This is a genomic window from Methylocystis sp. Uni0008 (assembly GCF_056838045.1).
Genome location: NZ_CM166370.1, coordinates 221,617 through 236,471, shown reverse-complemented (window position 1 = coordinate 236,471; position 14,855 = coordinate 221,617). Strand labels below are relative to the sequence as shown.

The window sequence follows — 14,855 nt, the reverse complement described above, 5'->3', positions numbered from 1 at the left end:
AAATGGCGCCAAAGAAAATTCGAACGCTCTCCAGAAGACGTTGCCGCCGATTGGCAATTCCAGTGGCTCTGCTCGCCTATGTGACAGCATTTGCCGCGACTTCCCCTTCGAAGGCGCGCGCCGTCGAAACCACCAAATGCGCGCTTGATTCGACTGAGACATCGGCAGAAGCCATCAGCAGTGCGACTGACGAGGCGTCGCGCCGCTTCCATATCCCGCCTCAATGGATTCGCGCCGTCATGCGCGCCGAAAGTTATGGCGACGCATGCGCCGTCTCCGGCAAAGGCGCAATCGGTCTGATGCAGATCATGCCGGCGACATACGAGGAGCTACGCCTCAAGCATGTTCTTGGACCCGATCCCTTCAATCCCCGCGACAACATTTTAGCGGGCGCAGCCTATCTCTCCGAGATGTTCGAGCGCTTTGGCGAATGCGGTTTCCTCGCCGCCTATAATGCCGGCCCCCAGCGCTATAAAGAATATTTGCACGGACGCCCGTTGCCGGCCGAGACCGTAAATTATCTTGCGGGACTTGCATTGAAATTGGGCCTCGAGGAGCTTGCTGCGACGCAAAGTTCCCCATCCGCCGACATCAGCAAACCGTCAACCTTCGTCGCTCTAACCAAACTGAATTCTGCGCGGCAAATCGCCCAAAACAGCGCGACCAGCGCCGGAGCGACTACCGGGGAATCCGTCGATCACCCTCTTTTTCCGGCGCAGCGCGACGACAAAATATTTGCGCGAGTTTCGCTTTCGAATGACAACGCTATCGCAGATTTGAGCCCGGTTCATCGTTCGGCAGCCGAAATTTTTGTAGCTCGTCGCGCTCGATGATCCCTTTCAAGCTCTATCGCATGTTAGCGCAGCAACTCGCGCCTTTGTGCGCGAGCGCGGCGGAGGGAGCGAAAGCGACCGACCTAGGGCAAGATACAAGGCGCGGCACTGCCGCCGCGCGAGCCTCTGCTGCGCAGGGCTTTCGCGCGTGCCGGTCGGATCAGCGAGGTGCCGTCAAAGCAGCGATCTCTCGGCATCCCATCAAATTCGATGGCACTAGCGCGAAGGCGAAGGCGTCGTGAGCGATAGCGCCGACGATCTGCGCGTCCGTCCTGGACGCATTCGCCAAAGTCGAAGCAGGCGCACGCTCAAAAGCTTTGTCGGTCAGGTTCTGAAGGCGGCAAACAAGGCTGGGGGCGTCGGCGCGCGAGGCCGCCTTGGGCGCGCGCGGGGTTCGACCTTTGGCCGAGGCCGCGGGCGCGCGATGGTCGCCGAGCACGGGCTCCTATCGAACGCACGACGCGTCATCGTCAAGGCGCGCGTCGTTCGTCACAAGGGCCACGCCTTTCGATCCGCGCCGCTCGCGACACATGTCCCTTATCTGAGGCGCGACGGCGTCACGCGCGACGATCAGAAGGCGCGCATGTTCGACGCCCGCTCCGATTCAGCGGACCCCGCTGCCTTCGTCAAACGTTGCAAGAACGACCGGCATCATTTTCGATTCATCGTCAGTCCAGAAGACGCGACCGAAATGGAAGACCTACGCGCCTTCACTCGCGACCTTCTCCGCGAGGCCGAACGCGATCTCGGGACCAAACTCGACTGGGTTGGCGTTGACCATTGGAACACGGACAATCCGCACATCCACATCCTCCTTCGTGGTAAGGCAGACAATGGCGCCGATCTCGTGATCTCGCGCGACTATATTTCGAACGGGATGCGCGCAAGAGCGGAGCGCCTGGTCGGTCTGGAATTGGGACCGAAGCCGGAGCGGCGAATCCACGAAGATCTCGCCCGCGAGGTCGACGCCGATCGTTGGACCCGGCTCGACCGCACGATCTCCGCCGGAGCCAATGAGACCGGGATCGTGGACCTGCGCCCCGGCAGAGGGCAAACGGATCCAAACATCGAGCGACTCAAAATCGGCCGTCTGCAGAAATTGGAGCGGCTTGGTCTCGCTGTCCCAATTGGCCCGGCGCAATGGATGCTCGCGGAGGAGGCCGAGGGCGCCTTGCGCGATCTCGGCCTGCGCGGCGACATCATCAAGACCATGCACCGCGCTCTGACCGAGGCGCGGATCGAGAGAAGCACGGCGGAGTTCGCAATCCATCGCGAGGTTGAGGACGCGCCAATCGTCGGACGGCTCATCGCGCGCGGCCTCTCCGACGAACTGACCGAGAAGGCTTTCGCCATCGTCGACGGCGGAGACGGCCGCATCCATCATCTGACCTTTCCCGACATAGAAGCGACGAGCGACGCCGCGCCCGGCGGCATCGTCGAACTGCGGCGCTATGCCGACGCAAGGGGTGCCGAGCGCATCGCCCTTGCCGTGCGATCCGACTTGTCCCTCGCCGACCAGGTCAAGGCGGAGGGCGCGACGTGGCTTGATCGGCGACTTGTTGAACGCATGGAGACGCCGCTCACCCATGCAGGCTTCGGACAGGAGGTGCGCGAAGCGCTCTCCGCCCGGATCGATCACCTCGCCGGCGCCGGTCTCGCGAGCCGGCAAGGGCAGCGGGTTACGTTTGCGCGCAACCTTCTTGCGACGCTGCGGCAGCGAGAACTCGACGCCGTCGGCGCAAAACTCGCCAGCGAGACGGGACGCCCTTATCAACCCAAGACCGCGGGCGCCAGTGTGGCCGGCGCCTACCGGCAACGACTGTCACTGGCCTCAGGCCGTTTCGCCATGATCGATGACGGCCTCGGCTTCCAGCTGGTCCCCTGGTCGCCGTCGCTGGAGACGAAGCTCGGCCAGCATATCTCCGGCGTCATGTCGCCTGGCGGCGGCGTCGATTGGAGTTTTGTGAGGAAACGCGGTCTCGGGATCTGAACTGCCGCGCGGACCGCGCCAGTCTTTGCGCGCGAGCCCGCGATATTCTTCGATCCCGGGTTCGCGCCCCTTGCCGCTCGTCACGTGTCGCCCCGATCTTTCGCGCCATGTACGCAACAAAGATTCTCTGGGGTCAGATCGTCATCGTCCTATCGATCGTCCTGATCGCAATCTGGCTCGCGACGCAGTGGACCGCCTGGCGTCTCGGCTTCCAGCCGGAGCTCGGATCGCCGTGGTTCGTCTTGCGCCCCGATCTTCCAATTTACCCACCGCCCATATTCTTCATGTGGTGGTATCAGTTCGACGCCTATGCGCCGGACATTTTCCTTGAAGGCGCCGGCATCGCGACCTCGGGGGCTTTTGTCGCCATCGCCACGGCGATCGGCCTTTCCGTCCATCGCGCTCGCGAAGCGAAATACGCGACGACCTACGGCTCCGCCCGCTGGGCGAATGTGACCGACATTCGCCGCGGCGGCTTACTGGGTCCGGACGGCGTCGTGCTCGGGAAGTTCGCCGATAGCTATCTGCGCCATGACGGGCCGGAGCATGTGCTCTGTTTTGCGCCGACGCGCTCCGGCAAGGGCGTCGGTCTCGTCGTGCCGAGCCTCCTTGCCTGGTCCGGCTCGGCCATCGTCCACGACATCAAGGGCGAGAACTGGTCCCTGACGTCGGGTTGGCGCGCGCTCTTCGGCAGCGTCCTCCTCTTCGATCCGACCAACCCGGATAGCGCCGCCTATAACCCGCTGCTCGAAGTCCGGCGCGGCGAAGCCGAAGTGCGCGACGTGCAAAATGTCGCCGACATCCTCGTCGACCCCGAGGGCGCCCTCGAGCGGCGTAATCATTGGGAGAAGACCAGCCACTCTCTTCTCGTCGGCGCGATCCTGCATGTCCTCTATGCCGAAGAAGACAAAACCCTCTCTGGCGTCGCCAACTTTCTCTCGGATCCGGAGCGCCCGATCGAAACGACGCTTAGCGCCATGATGACGACAAAACATCTGGGCGAGAGGCCGCATCCGGTCATCGCCTCGGCCGCCCGCGAGCTTCTCAACAAGAGCGAAAACGAGCGTTCCGGCGTCCTCTCCACCGCTATGTCGTTTCTGGGGCTCTACCGGGATCCCGTCGTCGCGAGGGTCACCTCGCGCTGCGACTGGCGCATCGCCGATCTGGTTACGAACCAAGGCCCGACGACGCTCTATCTCGTCGTGCCCCCTTCCGACATCAGTCGCACCAAGCCCTTAGTGAGGCTGATCCTCAACCAGATTGGACGTCGGCTCACCGAAGACCTCGACCGAAAATCGAAACGCCAGCGCCTTCTGCTTATGCTCGACGAGTTCCCGGCGCTTGGTCGGCTCGACTTCTTCGAGTCCGCGCTCGCCTTCATGGCCGGCTACGGGCTCAAAGCGTTTCTCATCGCCCAGTCGCTCAATCAGATCGAAAAAGCCTATGGCGCTAACAACGCCATTCTCGACAATTGTCATGTCCGCGTCGCCTTCGCCACGAACGACGAACGCACAGCCAAACGGGTTTCGGACGCGCTCGGCACCGCCACCGAAATGCGCGCCATGAAAAACTACGCCGGCCACCGTCTTTCGCCCTGGCTCGGTCACCTGATGGTTTCACGCCAGGAGACGGCGCGCCCGCTGCTGACGCCCGGGGAAGTAATGCAGCTGCCGCAGGACGAAGAACTCATTCTCGTCTCCGGCGCGCCGCCGATACGCGCCCGCAAGGCGCGCTATTACGAAGACAAGCGCTTCAAAGAGAGAATATTCGCCCCGCCGAAATCGACGCACCGGACTGTCAACGACGATCGCTTGGACGGAAATTGGCCAGCCACGGTCACGGATGCCGCACAAAAGTCGGCCGGCTCCAAAGTCGGCGAGCCTCGCGACGACGAGGCCGAGGACGCAAATAGCGGGATACGGCGCGAACCCATGCTGCCGGAATATGAGGCCATAACGCCGGAGATTCTTGCGTCGCCAAAGGAATTCGCCTTCGGCGATAGCGAGGCGGATGACGAACCCGTGCAGGTCAAACCCCTCGGCGATCGGATGCGCTCGCTCGCGAGGCAAGCCTCTCTCGATCCCGACGACGGCTTGGATCTTTGAGGACATTATGATGAAGGGGCGACTGAACTGTTATTTCGACGTCGCGCTGCTCAAACGCCTTGACGAGCTCGCGGCGCGCAGGGGCCTTTCAAAGTCCACTATCGTTGAAGCCGCGCTTGCTTCGTTCCTTTCCCCGGACGCTGCTGATCAGCGCGAGGCGGCGATCACACGCCGTCTCGACAAGATGACGCGCGCGATCGAACGTCTCGAGCGCGATGTCTCAATCGGCAACGAAGCGCAGGCGCTCTTTATCCGCGCCTGGCTCACCGCAACGCCGCCACTCCCCGGAGAGGCGCAGGCGGCAGCCCAAGCGAAAGCAAAAGAAAGATACGAGACTTTCATTGAAGCGCTTGGTCGAAGACTGGCGAAGGGCCAGCGTTTTGCGAAAGAGGTGTCACACGATATCGACGCAACGAGGCCGGAAGCATAGGTCCGCTTGGCCTCAATGAACTAAACCGCTCTTGCGGTGGTTCGCCCCAGACATTCTGATGCGCGTTGTTGGGGGGAGCGCATGATAACGGCGGCAACCCGTCTGAAGATCGTGGGTTAGCAACCTCGCTTCAGACAGGGCATCCCATGACCGAAAAGTGCATCACCCCGCTTCCGCAGCGCATCACGAGGACATGACCGTCCGCCGTTTCGCCTCTGAGACGAGAAACTACATCCGCGCAGTCAGAACTTTCGTGACCTTCCTCGGTCGATCGGAGGACACGACCGCAGCCGAAGATCTGCGTCTTTTTCTAACTGCGCTAAAACGAGATCCACATCGTCGCCGATCGTCAACTGTACAGTGATGGCGCTGCGATTCTTTTTTAGCCTGACGCTCGATCGGGCCGACGCGGCCCCGCATCTGGGAGGTCCCTACCCTTCAGCTCTTTGCCAGCTCCATCATCACGTTTACGGGCCGTTGCATCGCCGGTGCTTCCTTCAACGATCGCGTTCAGGCAAGGCGATGTCTGCCGTAGTGAACGACCGATATAGACTAAACTCGACTCCAGCTAAGGCCTTACCGCATCCTATCAGTCCTCTGGTGCCGGAATGTCATAAACCATGACCGTCATCACGACTTCGCGGTCATGGTCCGACGGGTTCCCTATGACATACCGGAATCGAGTCTCGCTCTCGACCTTCGGCCCGCGCTTCTTTTGCTCGTGCTTCCCCATCGCCGATTTGATCGTAGCCAGCACCGCACTCATGTCCTTGTTGCGGTTGAAGATGACCACGGCCGTCTTGGTGTCTCTCCAACTCAGGTAGGAGAGAATTTGGTCCACGGTCTCAAGGAACACCTTCTCGCCGCGCCAAATCTTGCATTCCGCGATAAAGACGTTCTTGCCTTCCGAACGGATAAGAATGTCCGTCTTGCCCTGATAATTGAAGGTCTCGCCGGTGGCCTGCCCCTCGTACTGGGCATTAAGCTGCACCAGGAAGTGCTGGCGGATGTCTTCTTCGCCCATCTTCGCAAAGGCGTGAGGGCTCCGCTCCATCACCTTCGTCATGTTGTCCATGATGTTGAGGATGTGCGTATATTCAGCCTCGTCAAGGGCTGGCTCGGGCGCAAACGGCTTTCTCGTCCCTGTCGCGGGCGGCCTGACGGGCGTTACCTTCCGTTGTATGTCCGGCGCACGATAAGTCGTCGGCGCATCCGACCGCCTTTTCATGGGAATCCCAATGGCAGAAAGCGTGTTCCGGTTCCTCAAGATAGTGGCTTTGCGCTCTTCGATTTTGGCCCGGCATGGCGGTTCGATGTGCGCGTATATGTTCCCCAGATCACGCGTCAACTGCTGGATATGGGTGTTGATGCTCTGCACAGTATTTTGATATTCACTCTTGATTTGGTCGCCCTGCTTTCCGTCCACGATCATGCGGATGAGCAATTCCGAGCCCCTTATTTCAGCCATCGGTCCGGGGATGCTACGTGAACTCGGCTGAATGGCGAACATGCCTGCATCGCCAGAAAAGGGCAGGTGGAACACCGCTATCTTCTGCTTGATGGTGCGCGTTCCGCTGCTATCTCCCCAGTAGTCGTACCTGTTCGAAACCTCACGTGTTGCGTCTTCCTCGTCAAAATACTCGTCTTCCCTATGCAAAACGGGGAAGTCGAAGCTGTACTTTCTTTTTAGCTGTTCAAGAATGTCATCTGTCGAGCGGCTGAGGATTTCATCCTCACGCATGCTCTCGATATCCTTGAGCGCCATGCCTGGGTATGCGGTCGTGTAATCGAAACTGGAACGGCCCTCGAAGAGATAATTGCGCTCGCGCATCTCCACCTCTGTTTATCGCGGATGATGGTTTGGTTGTCGTCAGCTCTTCTTGAACGGCACGAGCTTCCAAGAGAAGTCGAACTCGTAGAGCTCGGCATTTATCGGGATGAAGGCGGTGACCATGCCTTCCTTGAAACGCACTATCCTGCGCTTCCACGTGACGCTGATGGACGCGCTGAATGGCTGGTGATTGAGCGGATGGCTGCCGAAGCAGTTCAACCTGTCGATATTGTCTGGGGAGAAAAAGGCGAGGCAGTCTTGCACCCGCTCTGAGAACCTCACGTATTTCTGGTCAGCCAATTGCAAACTTGCAACGGTGGCGCGCCTCTCGGAATCGCTCATTGCAGCGATGAAATTCAGGGCATCTTCCTCGTCACCATCAAAATTGAGGAAGCTGATGTTTCGATCAATGTCATTCAGCTCGGTCACCGGCTGATAATTCTTAATGAGGGCCGTCGTCCCCCGCATGTAACCGAAGTCGATGTCGCGGGACTGTGCCCCGAAGTCGCCACGCCCACGAAAGCCTGCCGGGCCGAAGTAATCCGACTCCTTCTGCTCGTCCTCTTCCGTCGGCTCGATAATCTCGTAAAGAACCATCTGCGCGTTCCCCCGCTCCTTAATGGCCCGCAGCCGTTCCTGCAGGTCGGGCATCTCGCGCCTGAACTTCCTGTATGCATCCAGCGTCTGCTCGGCCACAGACCGCGCCGCGCTGATCGTTGCACGCTTCGAGGCGAGGTACTTGAACGCCTCAAGTAGATAGCTCTCGTCGTTGAACTTCTTCTGCTCCTGTTTGTATCGCTGCTCGGCCTGCTGGGCATGGACGGCACAACACCTGCCGATCACCGCCGCAACGTGCATCCTCTTCAGATAGATGAGGTCCCCTTCAAAAAATCGGTTCGGCGTACACATCGGGCACGGGGCCTTATCCCCGTTTGGCCGCTTCTTGCCGTCAATCTTCACGTGCCTGAGAATTTCATATTCCTCATTAGGGTCTATCCGACCTGTGTAGAGTTCGGGGTGCTTCTCCGGCTCGCCGGTTTTTCTGATGAACTCAGTAACGTCGTCACAAAAGAACTTGGTGGGCTTATCTTTGAATATCCGGTGGGCCATGCATCGCTCCGTGAGAACGAAACCAGAAGATCACGCTTCGTTCGCGCCCTTCTTCCGCCAGAACGAATCAAGATGTAGCCCCACCCTGCAAAGGCTGCAACCGTCAATATCAATATGTTGTTGGTAATTCACATTCCAACACTTTATTTTGACGCATAGCCTCTCTCACGCTCAATTTCCAAGTATGAGCGGAAGCAAGGGCCACCCGACGCGTTTCAGCGCAGAATTGGCGCGACGCATCATCGACGACATTATCGATCGCCTGAGCCTTCGCTAAATCTGAAAGAATAACGAAGATATGCCAGAGTTTAGAGCTATCCTTTATTTGTCGCCTAGGGCTATACGGATGCAGAATCTAAACGCGATACTGACGCGCGATTGAGCGTCTTGCTCGGAAATCGCTCGTCATGCGACAAGAGTTAGGGTTCAGACTCATAACCAATAGCTGACGGTGGCTGCGATGCAGACAGCTGCGAGGAAGTTCGCGGCGTTTCGGTCGTAGCGGGTTGCAATGCGCCTGAAGTCTTTTAATCGGCAGAACATACGCTCGATGGCGTTGCGATTGCGATAGAGGAAGGGCGAGAAGCAGTTCTTCCACCTGCGATTGGCCTTGGGCGGAATGTTCGGCATTGCGCCGCCGTCCTCGACCCGACGGCGGATGGCGTCGCTGTCGTATCCCTTGTCGCCATGCAGGATGTCGCACGTGGGAAGCCGCGCGAGAAGCTCCATCCCCGCCGCGCAATCGGCGACGTTCCCGCCGGTGAGCATGAAGGCGATTGGCCGGCATTGGGCGTCTGTCAGCGCATGGATTTTGGTCGTGCGTCCACCGCGCGATCGGCTGATCGCCTGGGCACACTCCCCCCTTTACCCCCACTTGCGGAGCGGTGCGCCTTGACCGCCGAGGAGTCGATGAGAACCTGCGCCGGCGGGCCGCCAGCTTGCGCGAGCGCATGAAAGAGATCGACCCAGACACCTTTGGCGGCCCAACGGACATAGCGATTATAAAGGGTCTTCTTCGGCCCGTATTCCGGCGGCGCGTCGACCCAGCGTCCACCAGATTTGAGCACTTGGATGATGCCGCTGATCACGCGACGGTCATCGACCCGCGCGTTGCCCCGAGTATCGGTCGGAAGATGAGGCGCAATCTTCGAAAACTGCGCATCCGTCAGCCAGAATTGATCGAGAATCATCGGCGCTTCCTTTCGGAAAGCCGTGAATCACAACTGCACGCTCATGCCAACGGGTTTATAGGTCCGGACCCTAGGTCTTGCGCATCAAAGCGACGAGACAAGCGTATCCAGTGACGCGTGATCTAGCGATTTCCCTGATCGGATGGCCTGCTTAGACCGCCCTTTACGATCCTGTACGCCACCGACCTTTCCAATGGTGGCACCTTGTCGAAGTCAGATCGCGAATGTTTATGTGCTTTCAGGGCCGACCGAGCAGCTGCGGCGCTGGACCAACATATTGCGACGAAAGTTCGCGGTCCAAAAAAGCTCCGGCGCCGCTTTCTTGGCGCAAGAATTTCAGCTCATTGAAGCAAACCACACTCTTGACCTGCACGTTCCAAGGAGCGAACGCCCCTCCACAAAGGGAAATCAATGCCGGTCATCAACCTCGAGCGCTTTTCGTTTAGTTAGAAATCGCCCTTTCCCTGTCTTTCCGCGCCATAGCCCTACACCTCTGACTGAGTTGTTGCATTCGCACGTTTCGAGCCTTTCTTAATCGGCCCCGACCTCGAACCGCCGACTCGCGGTTCGAGACACATCGGGGACAGAAATGCCAACTCACTCCGACAATGCGCAAGCACTATCGCGCAGCGCGCGCATGTTGCGAACGGCGCTGGGACCGGAGATTGCCTCCTGGCTCGATGACCAAGGCGTCGTCGAGATCATGCTCAATCCAGACGGCCGGCTCTGGCTCGATCGCTTGACGAGTGGGCTCGAGCATACGGGCGCTCGACTTTCGGCGGAAGATGGCGAGCGCATTATCCGACTCGTCGCGCATCATGTCGGCGTCGAAGTCCATGCGGAGGCGCCACGCGTCTCAGCGGAATTGCCCGAGACTGGCGAGCGTTTTGAAGGCGTTCTGCCGCCGATCGTCTACGCGCCAGCTTTTTCGATCCGAAAGCCCGCTGTCGCGGTGTTCTCGCTTGATGACTACGTTGCAGCGGGCGTCATATCGAAGCACCAGGCCGCGATCCTCCGAGCAGCCGTTGCTGAGCGGAAAAATGTCCTTGTCGTCGGCGGCACGTCGACTGGCAAAACGACGCTCGCCAATGCGTTGCTGGCGGAAGTCGCCAAGACAAATGACCGCGTCGTTCTGATCGAAGACACGCGCGAATTGCAATGCGCCGCGCCAAACCTTGTTTCGCTGCGCACCAAAGACAGCGTCGCCTCGCTCTCCGAGCTTGTGCGCTCGTCACTGCGCTTGCGACCCGATCGCATCCCAATTGGCGAAGTGCGCGGCAGCGAAGCGCTGGATTTGCTCAAGGCTTGGGGCACGGGCCATCCCGGGGGAATCGGCACCATTCACGCAGGTTCCGCGCTTGGCGCACTACGTCGTCTCGAACAGCTCATCCAGGAAGCCGTGGTGACTGTGCCGCGCGCGCTGATCGCCGAGACGATCCAGATCGTCGCCGTGCTCGCCGGCCGAGGGGCTGAGCGCAGGCTGATTGAGCTCGCGGCTGTCACAGGCCTCGGCGAACACGGCGACTACGCGCTCATCGAGCTTACCCGCATCAGCTTCGGAGAAGAGCATGAACATGTTTCATAGTGGCGCGACATTTCGTGCGCGCGTTGGAGTTGCGGTTTTCGGACTTGGCATTGCAGTCGTTTCATCACCCGCGTTCGCCGCTGGCTCCAACATGCCCTGGGAGCAGCCGCTCCAGCAGATCCTGCAATCGATCGAAGGCCCGGTCGCCAAGATCATCGCGGTGATCATCATCATCACGACCGGCCTGACCCTGGCCTTTGGCGACACGTCGGGCGGCTTCCGGCGGCTAGTGCAGATCGTCTTCGGCCTTTCGATCGCCTTCGCCGCGTCGAGCTTCTTTCTCTCCTTTTTCTCCTTCGGCGGCGGAGCGTTGATCTGATGGAGACGATTTCACTGTCGTCGGAGGCCTCGGTCCCGGGCTTTCGCGTGCCTGTCCGCCGTTCCTTGACCCAGCCGATCTTTCTCGGCGGAGCGCCACGCTCAATCGCCATCTTGAATGGAACGCTCGCAGCGGCGCTCGGCCTCGGCTTGCGCCTGTGGATCGCCGGACTCGTGTTCTGGGTCGTCGCGCAGACGGCAGCCATCTGGGCGGGAAAACGCGATCCCGATTTCGTGGAAGTCGTGCGCCGGCATCTGCGCTATCCAGCGCATTTTGGCGCTTGAGGGAAAGCCTTCATGCTGAACCTCGCCGAATACCGCAAGAAGCCGCAAAGCCTCGCCGATTTTCTGCCGTGGGCGGCGCTCGTCGCGCCGGGCGTCGTCCTGAACAAGGACGGCTCTTTTCAGCGGACGGCGCGCTTTCGCGGCCCAGACCTGGAAAGCGCCACGCTAGCCGAACTTGTCGGCGTCACGGCGCGCTTCAACAATGCGCTCCGCCGACTTGGCTCCGGCTGGGCGATCTTTTTCGAGGCGCAGCGCAATCCGGCGCAGGATTATCCGGCGAGTTTCTTTCCAGATCCCGTTTCGGCGCTGGTTGACGAAGAACGTCGGGCGCAGTTCGAGGAAGAAGGCGCGCATTTCGATAGCGGCTATTTTCTCACCCTCGTCTATCTGCCCCCGGAAGATGATGCGGCGAGCGCCGAGAGCTGGCTCTATGAAGGCCGCTCGTCAGAACGGGACGCAAAAAGCGACCTCTCCTCATTCATCGATCGTAGCAATCGGCTGCTACAGCTGATCGAAGGCTTCGCGCCGGAAGCCGAGTGGCTTGGCGACGCCGAAACCCTTTCGTTCCTTCATTCCTGCGTCTCGACCAAGCGCCATCGGGTGCGCGTCCCCGAGACGCCGATGCATCTCGACGCCATCCTCGTCGACGAGCCCTTAACCGGCGGGCTCGGGCCGCGTTTGGGGAATGCCCATCTGCGCACCCTGACGATCCTCGGCTTTCCGTCATCGACCCATCCCGGGATTCTCGACGAACTTAATCGTCTCGCCTTTTCCTATCGCTGGTCGACGCGAGCGATCTCGCTCGACAAGGTAGACGCGAGCAAGGTTCTCACCCGCATTCGCCGCCAGTGGTTCGCCAAGCGCAAGTCGATCTTCGCCATCCTCAAGGAGGTCATGACCAATGAGGCGGCGATGCTCGTCGACACCGACGCGCATAACAAGGCGCTCGAAGCCGACGCCGCCTTGCAGGACCTCGGCTCCGATCTTATTGGCGAAGCCTATGTGACGGCGACGCTCACTGTCTGGGACGAAGATCTACGTCTCGCCGACGAGAAGCTGCGGCTTGCCGAAAAGATCATCCAGGGCCGCGACTTCAGCTGCATGATCGAGACGGTCAACGCCATTGAGGCATGGCTAGGGTCCCTGCCTGGACACGTCTACGCCAATGTCCGCCAGCCGCCGGTCTCGACCATCAATCTCGCCCATATGATCCCGCTCTCGGCAGTCTGGGCGGGACCACTGACCGATGCCCACCTCAACGCTCCGCCGTTGCTCTTTGCCAAGACCGAAGGCTCGACGCCATTCCGCTTCTCGCTTCATGTCGGCGATGTCGGCCATACGCTGATTGTCGGACCGACCGGCGCCGGCAAGAGCGTGCTCCTGGCGCTGATGGCGCTGCAGTTTCGTCGCTACGAGCGGTCGCGCATCTTTATCTTCGACTTCGGCGGCTCGGCGCGCACCGCGACGCTCTCCATGGGCGGAAGCTGGCGCGATCTCGGCGGCGCGCTGTCCGAAGATGCATTTGAGCCGGTCTCACTGCAGCCGCTCGCCAATATCGTTGATCCGGCCGAACGCAGCTGGGCGGCGGAATGGATCGCTGCGATCCTCGCGCGCGAGAATGTGACCGTTACCCCAGAGGTGAAAGACCATATCTGGTCGGCGCTCTCCTCTCTCGCCTCGGCGCCTGTTCAAGAGAGAACGCTGACCGGACTCTCCGTCCTTCTGCAATCCAATCCCCTAAAACGCGCACTCAAACCCTATTGCCTCGGCGGATCACATGGGCGGCTCCTTGACGCCGAACATGAGGATCTAAGCGACGCTGATGTTCAATGTTTCGAGACGGAGGGGCTCATCGGCTCCGCCGCGGCGCCTGCCGTTCTCTCCTATCTCTTCCACCGCATCGAAGCGGCGCTCGACGGCTCTCCCGCTTTGCTTATCGTTGACGAAGGCTGGCTCGCGCTCGACGATCCGAACTTTGCTGCGCAGCTACGCGAATGGCTAAAAACGCTGCGCAAGAAAGGCGCTTCCGTCGTCTTCGCCACGCAGTCGCTCGCCGATATTGAAACGAGCCCGATCGCGCCAGCGATCATCGAGAGCTGCCCGACGCGGATCTTTCTGCCCAACGAACGGGCGATCGAACCCCAGATCCTCGCGATCTATCGGCGCTTCGGTCTCAACGATCGGCAGATCGAGATCATCGCGCGAGCTATCCCTAAGCGCGACTATTACTGTCAGTCTCGGCGCGGCAATCGCCTCTTCGAACTCGGGCTCGGTCCCCTCGCCCTCGCGCTCTGCGCCGCGTCCTCAAAAAATGATCAGCGGGCGATTTCTCGACTTATCGCCGAACATGGGCGCGCGGGCTTTGCCCGCGCCTGGCTCAACGATCGCGGCCTTTGCTGGGCCGCCGACCTTCTCCCCAATCCTGGATTTCCGGAGACATCGTGATGATCCGAAACCGAAAGCTCTTAGCGGCGACGGCTGTCGCCATCCTTCTCTCGCTCAACAATCCCTCATCGGCGCAACTGGCGGTGTTCGATCCCACCAATTACGCCCAAAACGTCATGACGGCGGCAAATACACTGCGGCAGATCAACAATCAGATCACGAGCCTCCAGAACGAGGCTCAGATGCTGATCAATGAGGGCAAAAATCTCACAAATCTCCCCTACTCCTCGCTGCAAAGCCTCCAACAATCGATCGGCGAGACCCAGCGACTGCTGAATAATGCGCAGCGCATCGCCTATGACGTGCGCCAGATCGATCAGGCTTTCTCGACCCATTATGGGCCGGCGAACGTCTCGACAAGCTCCGCTTCGCTGATCGATGGCGCAAGGCAGCGCTGGCAGAATTCTCTCGGGGCGCTGCAAGACGCGATGCGCGTCCAGGCCGGCATCGTGCAATCGATCTACACGGCCAAATTCGAAGCCGGGACGCTTCTGTCATCGAGCCAATCGGCCGTTGGCGCGCTGCAAGCCTCGCAAGCCGGCAATCAGCTGCTCGCGCTACAGACCAAGCAACTCGCCGATGTGACGGCGCTACTCGCCTCGCAGGGACGCGCCCAGTCGCTTGAACTCGCGCGTCAGGCCGAAGCGCAGGAACAGGCGCGCGAACAGATGCGCCGCTTCATCGCGCCTGGCCAGGGCTATCAGCCCGGCAATGTCGCCATGTTTCATTGAGG

The 14,855-nt window shown here is 60.2% G+C and carries 12 protein-coding genes; 9 read left to right on the top strand and 3 right to left on the bottom strand.

Annotated elements, in window-relative coordinates; genetic code table 11:
- Positions 1-2 precede the first annotated feature (2 nt).
- From AC0X69_RS01125 to AC0X69_RS01110, 4 genes are all read left to right on the top strand, one after another.
- Positions 3-833: a lytic transglycosylase domain-containing protein gene (locus AC0X69_RS01125; RefSeq protein ID WP_482613285.1), complete on the top strand. Its 831-nt coding sequence runs from the start codon at positions 3-5 to the stop codon at positions 831-833.
- 238 nt (positions 834-1,071) lie between these two features.
- Positions 1,072-2,823: a relaxase/mobilization nuclease domain-containing protein gene (locus AC0X69_RS01120; RefSeq protein WP_482610478.1), complete on the top strand. Its 1,752-nt coding sequence runs from the start codon at positions 1,072-1,074 to the stop codon at positions 2,821-2,823.
- Positions 2,824-2,930: 107 nt separating this feature from the next.
- Positions 2,931-4,928, top strand: coding sequence for a conjugal transfer protein TraG (locus tag AC0X69_RS01115; RefSeq protein WP_482610476.1), 1,998 nt, complete (start codon positions 2,931-2,933; stop codon positions 4,926-4,928).
- A gap of 10 nt (positions 4,929-4,938) precedes the next feature.
- The gene (locus tag AC0X69_RS01110; protein WP_482613284.1) at positions 4,939-5,358 is read left to right on the top strand and encodes a ribbon-helix-helix domain-containing protein; all 420 of its coding nucleotides are present in this window, start codon (positions 4,939-4,941) and stop codon (positions 5,356-5,358) included.
- Between the two features lie 589 nt (positions 5,359-5,947).
- On the opposite strand, the gene AC0X69_RS01105 is transcribed toward AC0X69_RS01110, so the two are convergent.
- The 3 genes from AC0X69_RS01105 to AC0X69_RS01095 all read right to left on the bottom strand — a co-directional run bounded on the left by AC0X69_RS01105 (position 5,948) and on the right by AC0X69_RS01095 (position 9,489).
- The gene (locus AC0X69_RS01105) at positions 5,948-7,189 is read right to left on the bottom strand and encodes a fimbrial protein (RefSeq protein ID WP_482610474.1); all 1,242 of its coding nucleotides are present in this window, start codon (positions 7,187-7,189) and stop codon (positions 5,948-5,950) included.
- A 39-nt stretch (positions 7,190-7,228) separates the two neighbouring features.
- Positions 7,229-8,299 carry a hypothetical protein gene (locus AC0X69_RS01100; RefSeq protein ID WP_482610472.1) on the bottom strand — a complete coding sequence of 357 codons (1,071 nt, stop codon included), beginning with the start codon at positions 8,297-8,299 and terminating at the stop codon, positions 7,229-7,231.
- A 432-nt stretch (positions 8,300-8,731) separates the two neighbouring features.
- A protein-coding gene (locus AC0X69_RS01095; protein WP_482610470.1) for an IS5 family transposase occupies positions 8,732-9,489 on the bottom strand; the annotation gives its coding sequence in 2 pieces (ribosomal slippage) (positions 8,732-9,151 and positions 9,154-9,489; 756 coding nt in all).
- A gap of 589 nt (positions 9,490-10,078) precedes the next feature.
- Here AC0X69_RS01095 and trbB point away from each other — a divergent pair.
- The 5 genes from trbB to trbJ are packed head-to-tail and all read left to right on the top strand — an operon-like array spanning position 10,079 to position 14,853.
- Complete coding sequence (gene trbB, locus AC0X69_RS01090) at positions 10,079-11,074, top strand: P-type conjugative transfer ATPase TrbB (RefSeq protein WP_482610468.1); 996 nt, start codon at positions 10,079-10,081, stop codon at positions 11,072-11,074.
- Positions 11,058-11,393 carry a TrbC/VirB2 family type IV secretion system protein gene (locus tag AC0X69_RS01085; protein WP_482610466.1) on the top strand — a complete coding sequence of 112 codons (336 nt, stop codon included), beginning with the start codon at positions 11,058-11,060 and terminating at the stop codon, positions 11,391-11,393. The genes trbB and AC0X69_RS01085 overlap by 17 nt, the downstream gene beginning before the upstream one ends.
- Positions 11,393-11,677, top strand: coding sequence for a VirB3 family type IV secretion system protein (locus AC0X69_RS01080; RefSeq protein WP_482610464.1), 285 nt, complete (start codon positions 11,393-11,395; stop codon positions 11,675-11,677). The genes AC0X69_RS01085 and AC0X69_RS01080 overlap by 1 nt, the downstream gene beginning before the upstream one ends.
- Before the next feature lie 12 nt (positions 11,678-11,689).
- The gene (trbE, locus tag AC0X69_RS01075; protein WP_482610462.1) at positions 11,690-14,122 is read left to right on the top strand and encodes a conjugal transfer protein TrbE; all 2,433 of its coding nucleotides are present in this window, start codon (positions 11,690-11,692) and stop codon (positions 14,120-14,122) included.
- On the top strand, positions 14,122-14,853 hold the full coding sequence (gene trbJ, locus AC0X69_RS01070) for a P-type conjugative transfer protein TrbJ (protein ID WP_482610460.1): 732 nt from the start codon (positions 14,122-14,124) through the stop codon (positions 14,851-14,853). The genes trbE and trbJ overlap by 1 nt, the downstream gene beginning before the upstream one ends.
- The last annotated feature ends 2 nt before the right edge of the window (positions 14,854-14,855 follow it).

Excerpts from the sequence above, each read along its gene's own strand:
- AC0X69_RS01100 (WP_482610472.1), bottom strand. The coding sequence starts at position 8,299 with ATGGCCCACCGGATATTCAAAGATAAGCCCACCAAGTTCTTTTGTGAC.
- AC0X69_RS01125 (WP_482613285.1), top strand. The coding sequence starts at position 3 with ATGGCGCCAAAGAAAATTCGAACGCTCTCCAGAAGACGTTGCCGCCGA.
- trbJ (WP_482610460.1), top strand. The coding sequence starts at position 14,122 with ATGATCCGAAACCGAAAGCTCTTAGCGGCGACGGCTGTCGCCATCCTT.
- trbB (WP_482610468.1), top strand. The coding sequence starts at position 10,079 with ATGCCAACTCACTCCGACAATGCGCAAGCACTATCGCGCAGCGCGCGC.
- trbE (WP_482610462.1), top strand. The coding sequence starts at position 11,690 with ATGCTGAACCTCGCCGAATACCGCAAGAAGCCGCAAAGCCTCGCCGAT.
- AC0X69_RS01110 (WP_482613284.1), top strand. The coding sequence starts at position 4,939 with ATGAAGGGGCGACTGAACTGTTATTTCGACGTCGCGCTGCTCAAACGC.
- AC0X69_RS01085 (WP_482610466.1), top strand. The coding sequence starts at position 11,058 with ATGAACATGTTTCATAGTGGCGCGACATTTCGTGCGCGCGTTGGAGTT.
- AC0X69_RS01080 (WP_482610464.1), top strand. The coding sequence starts at position 11,393 with ATGGAGACGATTTCACTGTCGTCGGAGGCCTCGGTCCCGGGCTTTCGC.
- AC0X69_RS01105 (WP_482610474.1), bottom strand. The coding sequence starts at position 7,189 with ATGCGCGAGCGCAATTATCTCTTCGAGGGCCGTTCCAGTTTCGATTAC.
- AC0X69_RS01115 (WP_482610476.1), top strand. The coding sequence starts at position 2,931 with ATGTACGCAACAAAGATTCTCTGGGGTCAGATCGTCATCGTCCTATCG.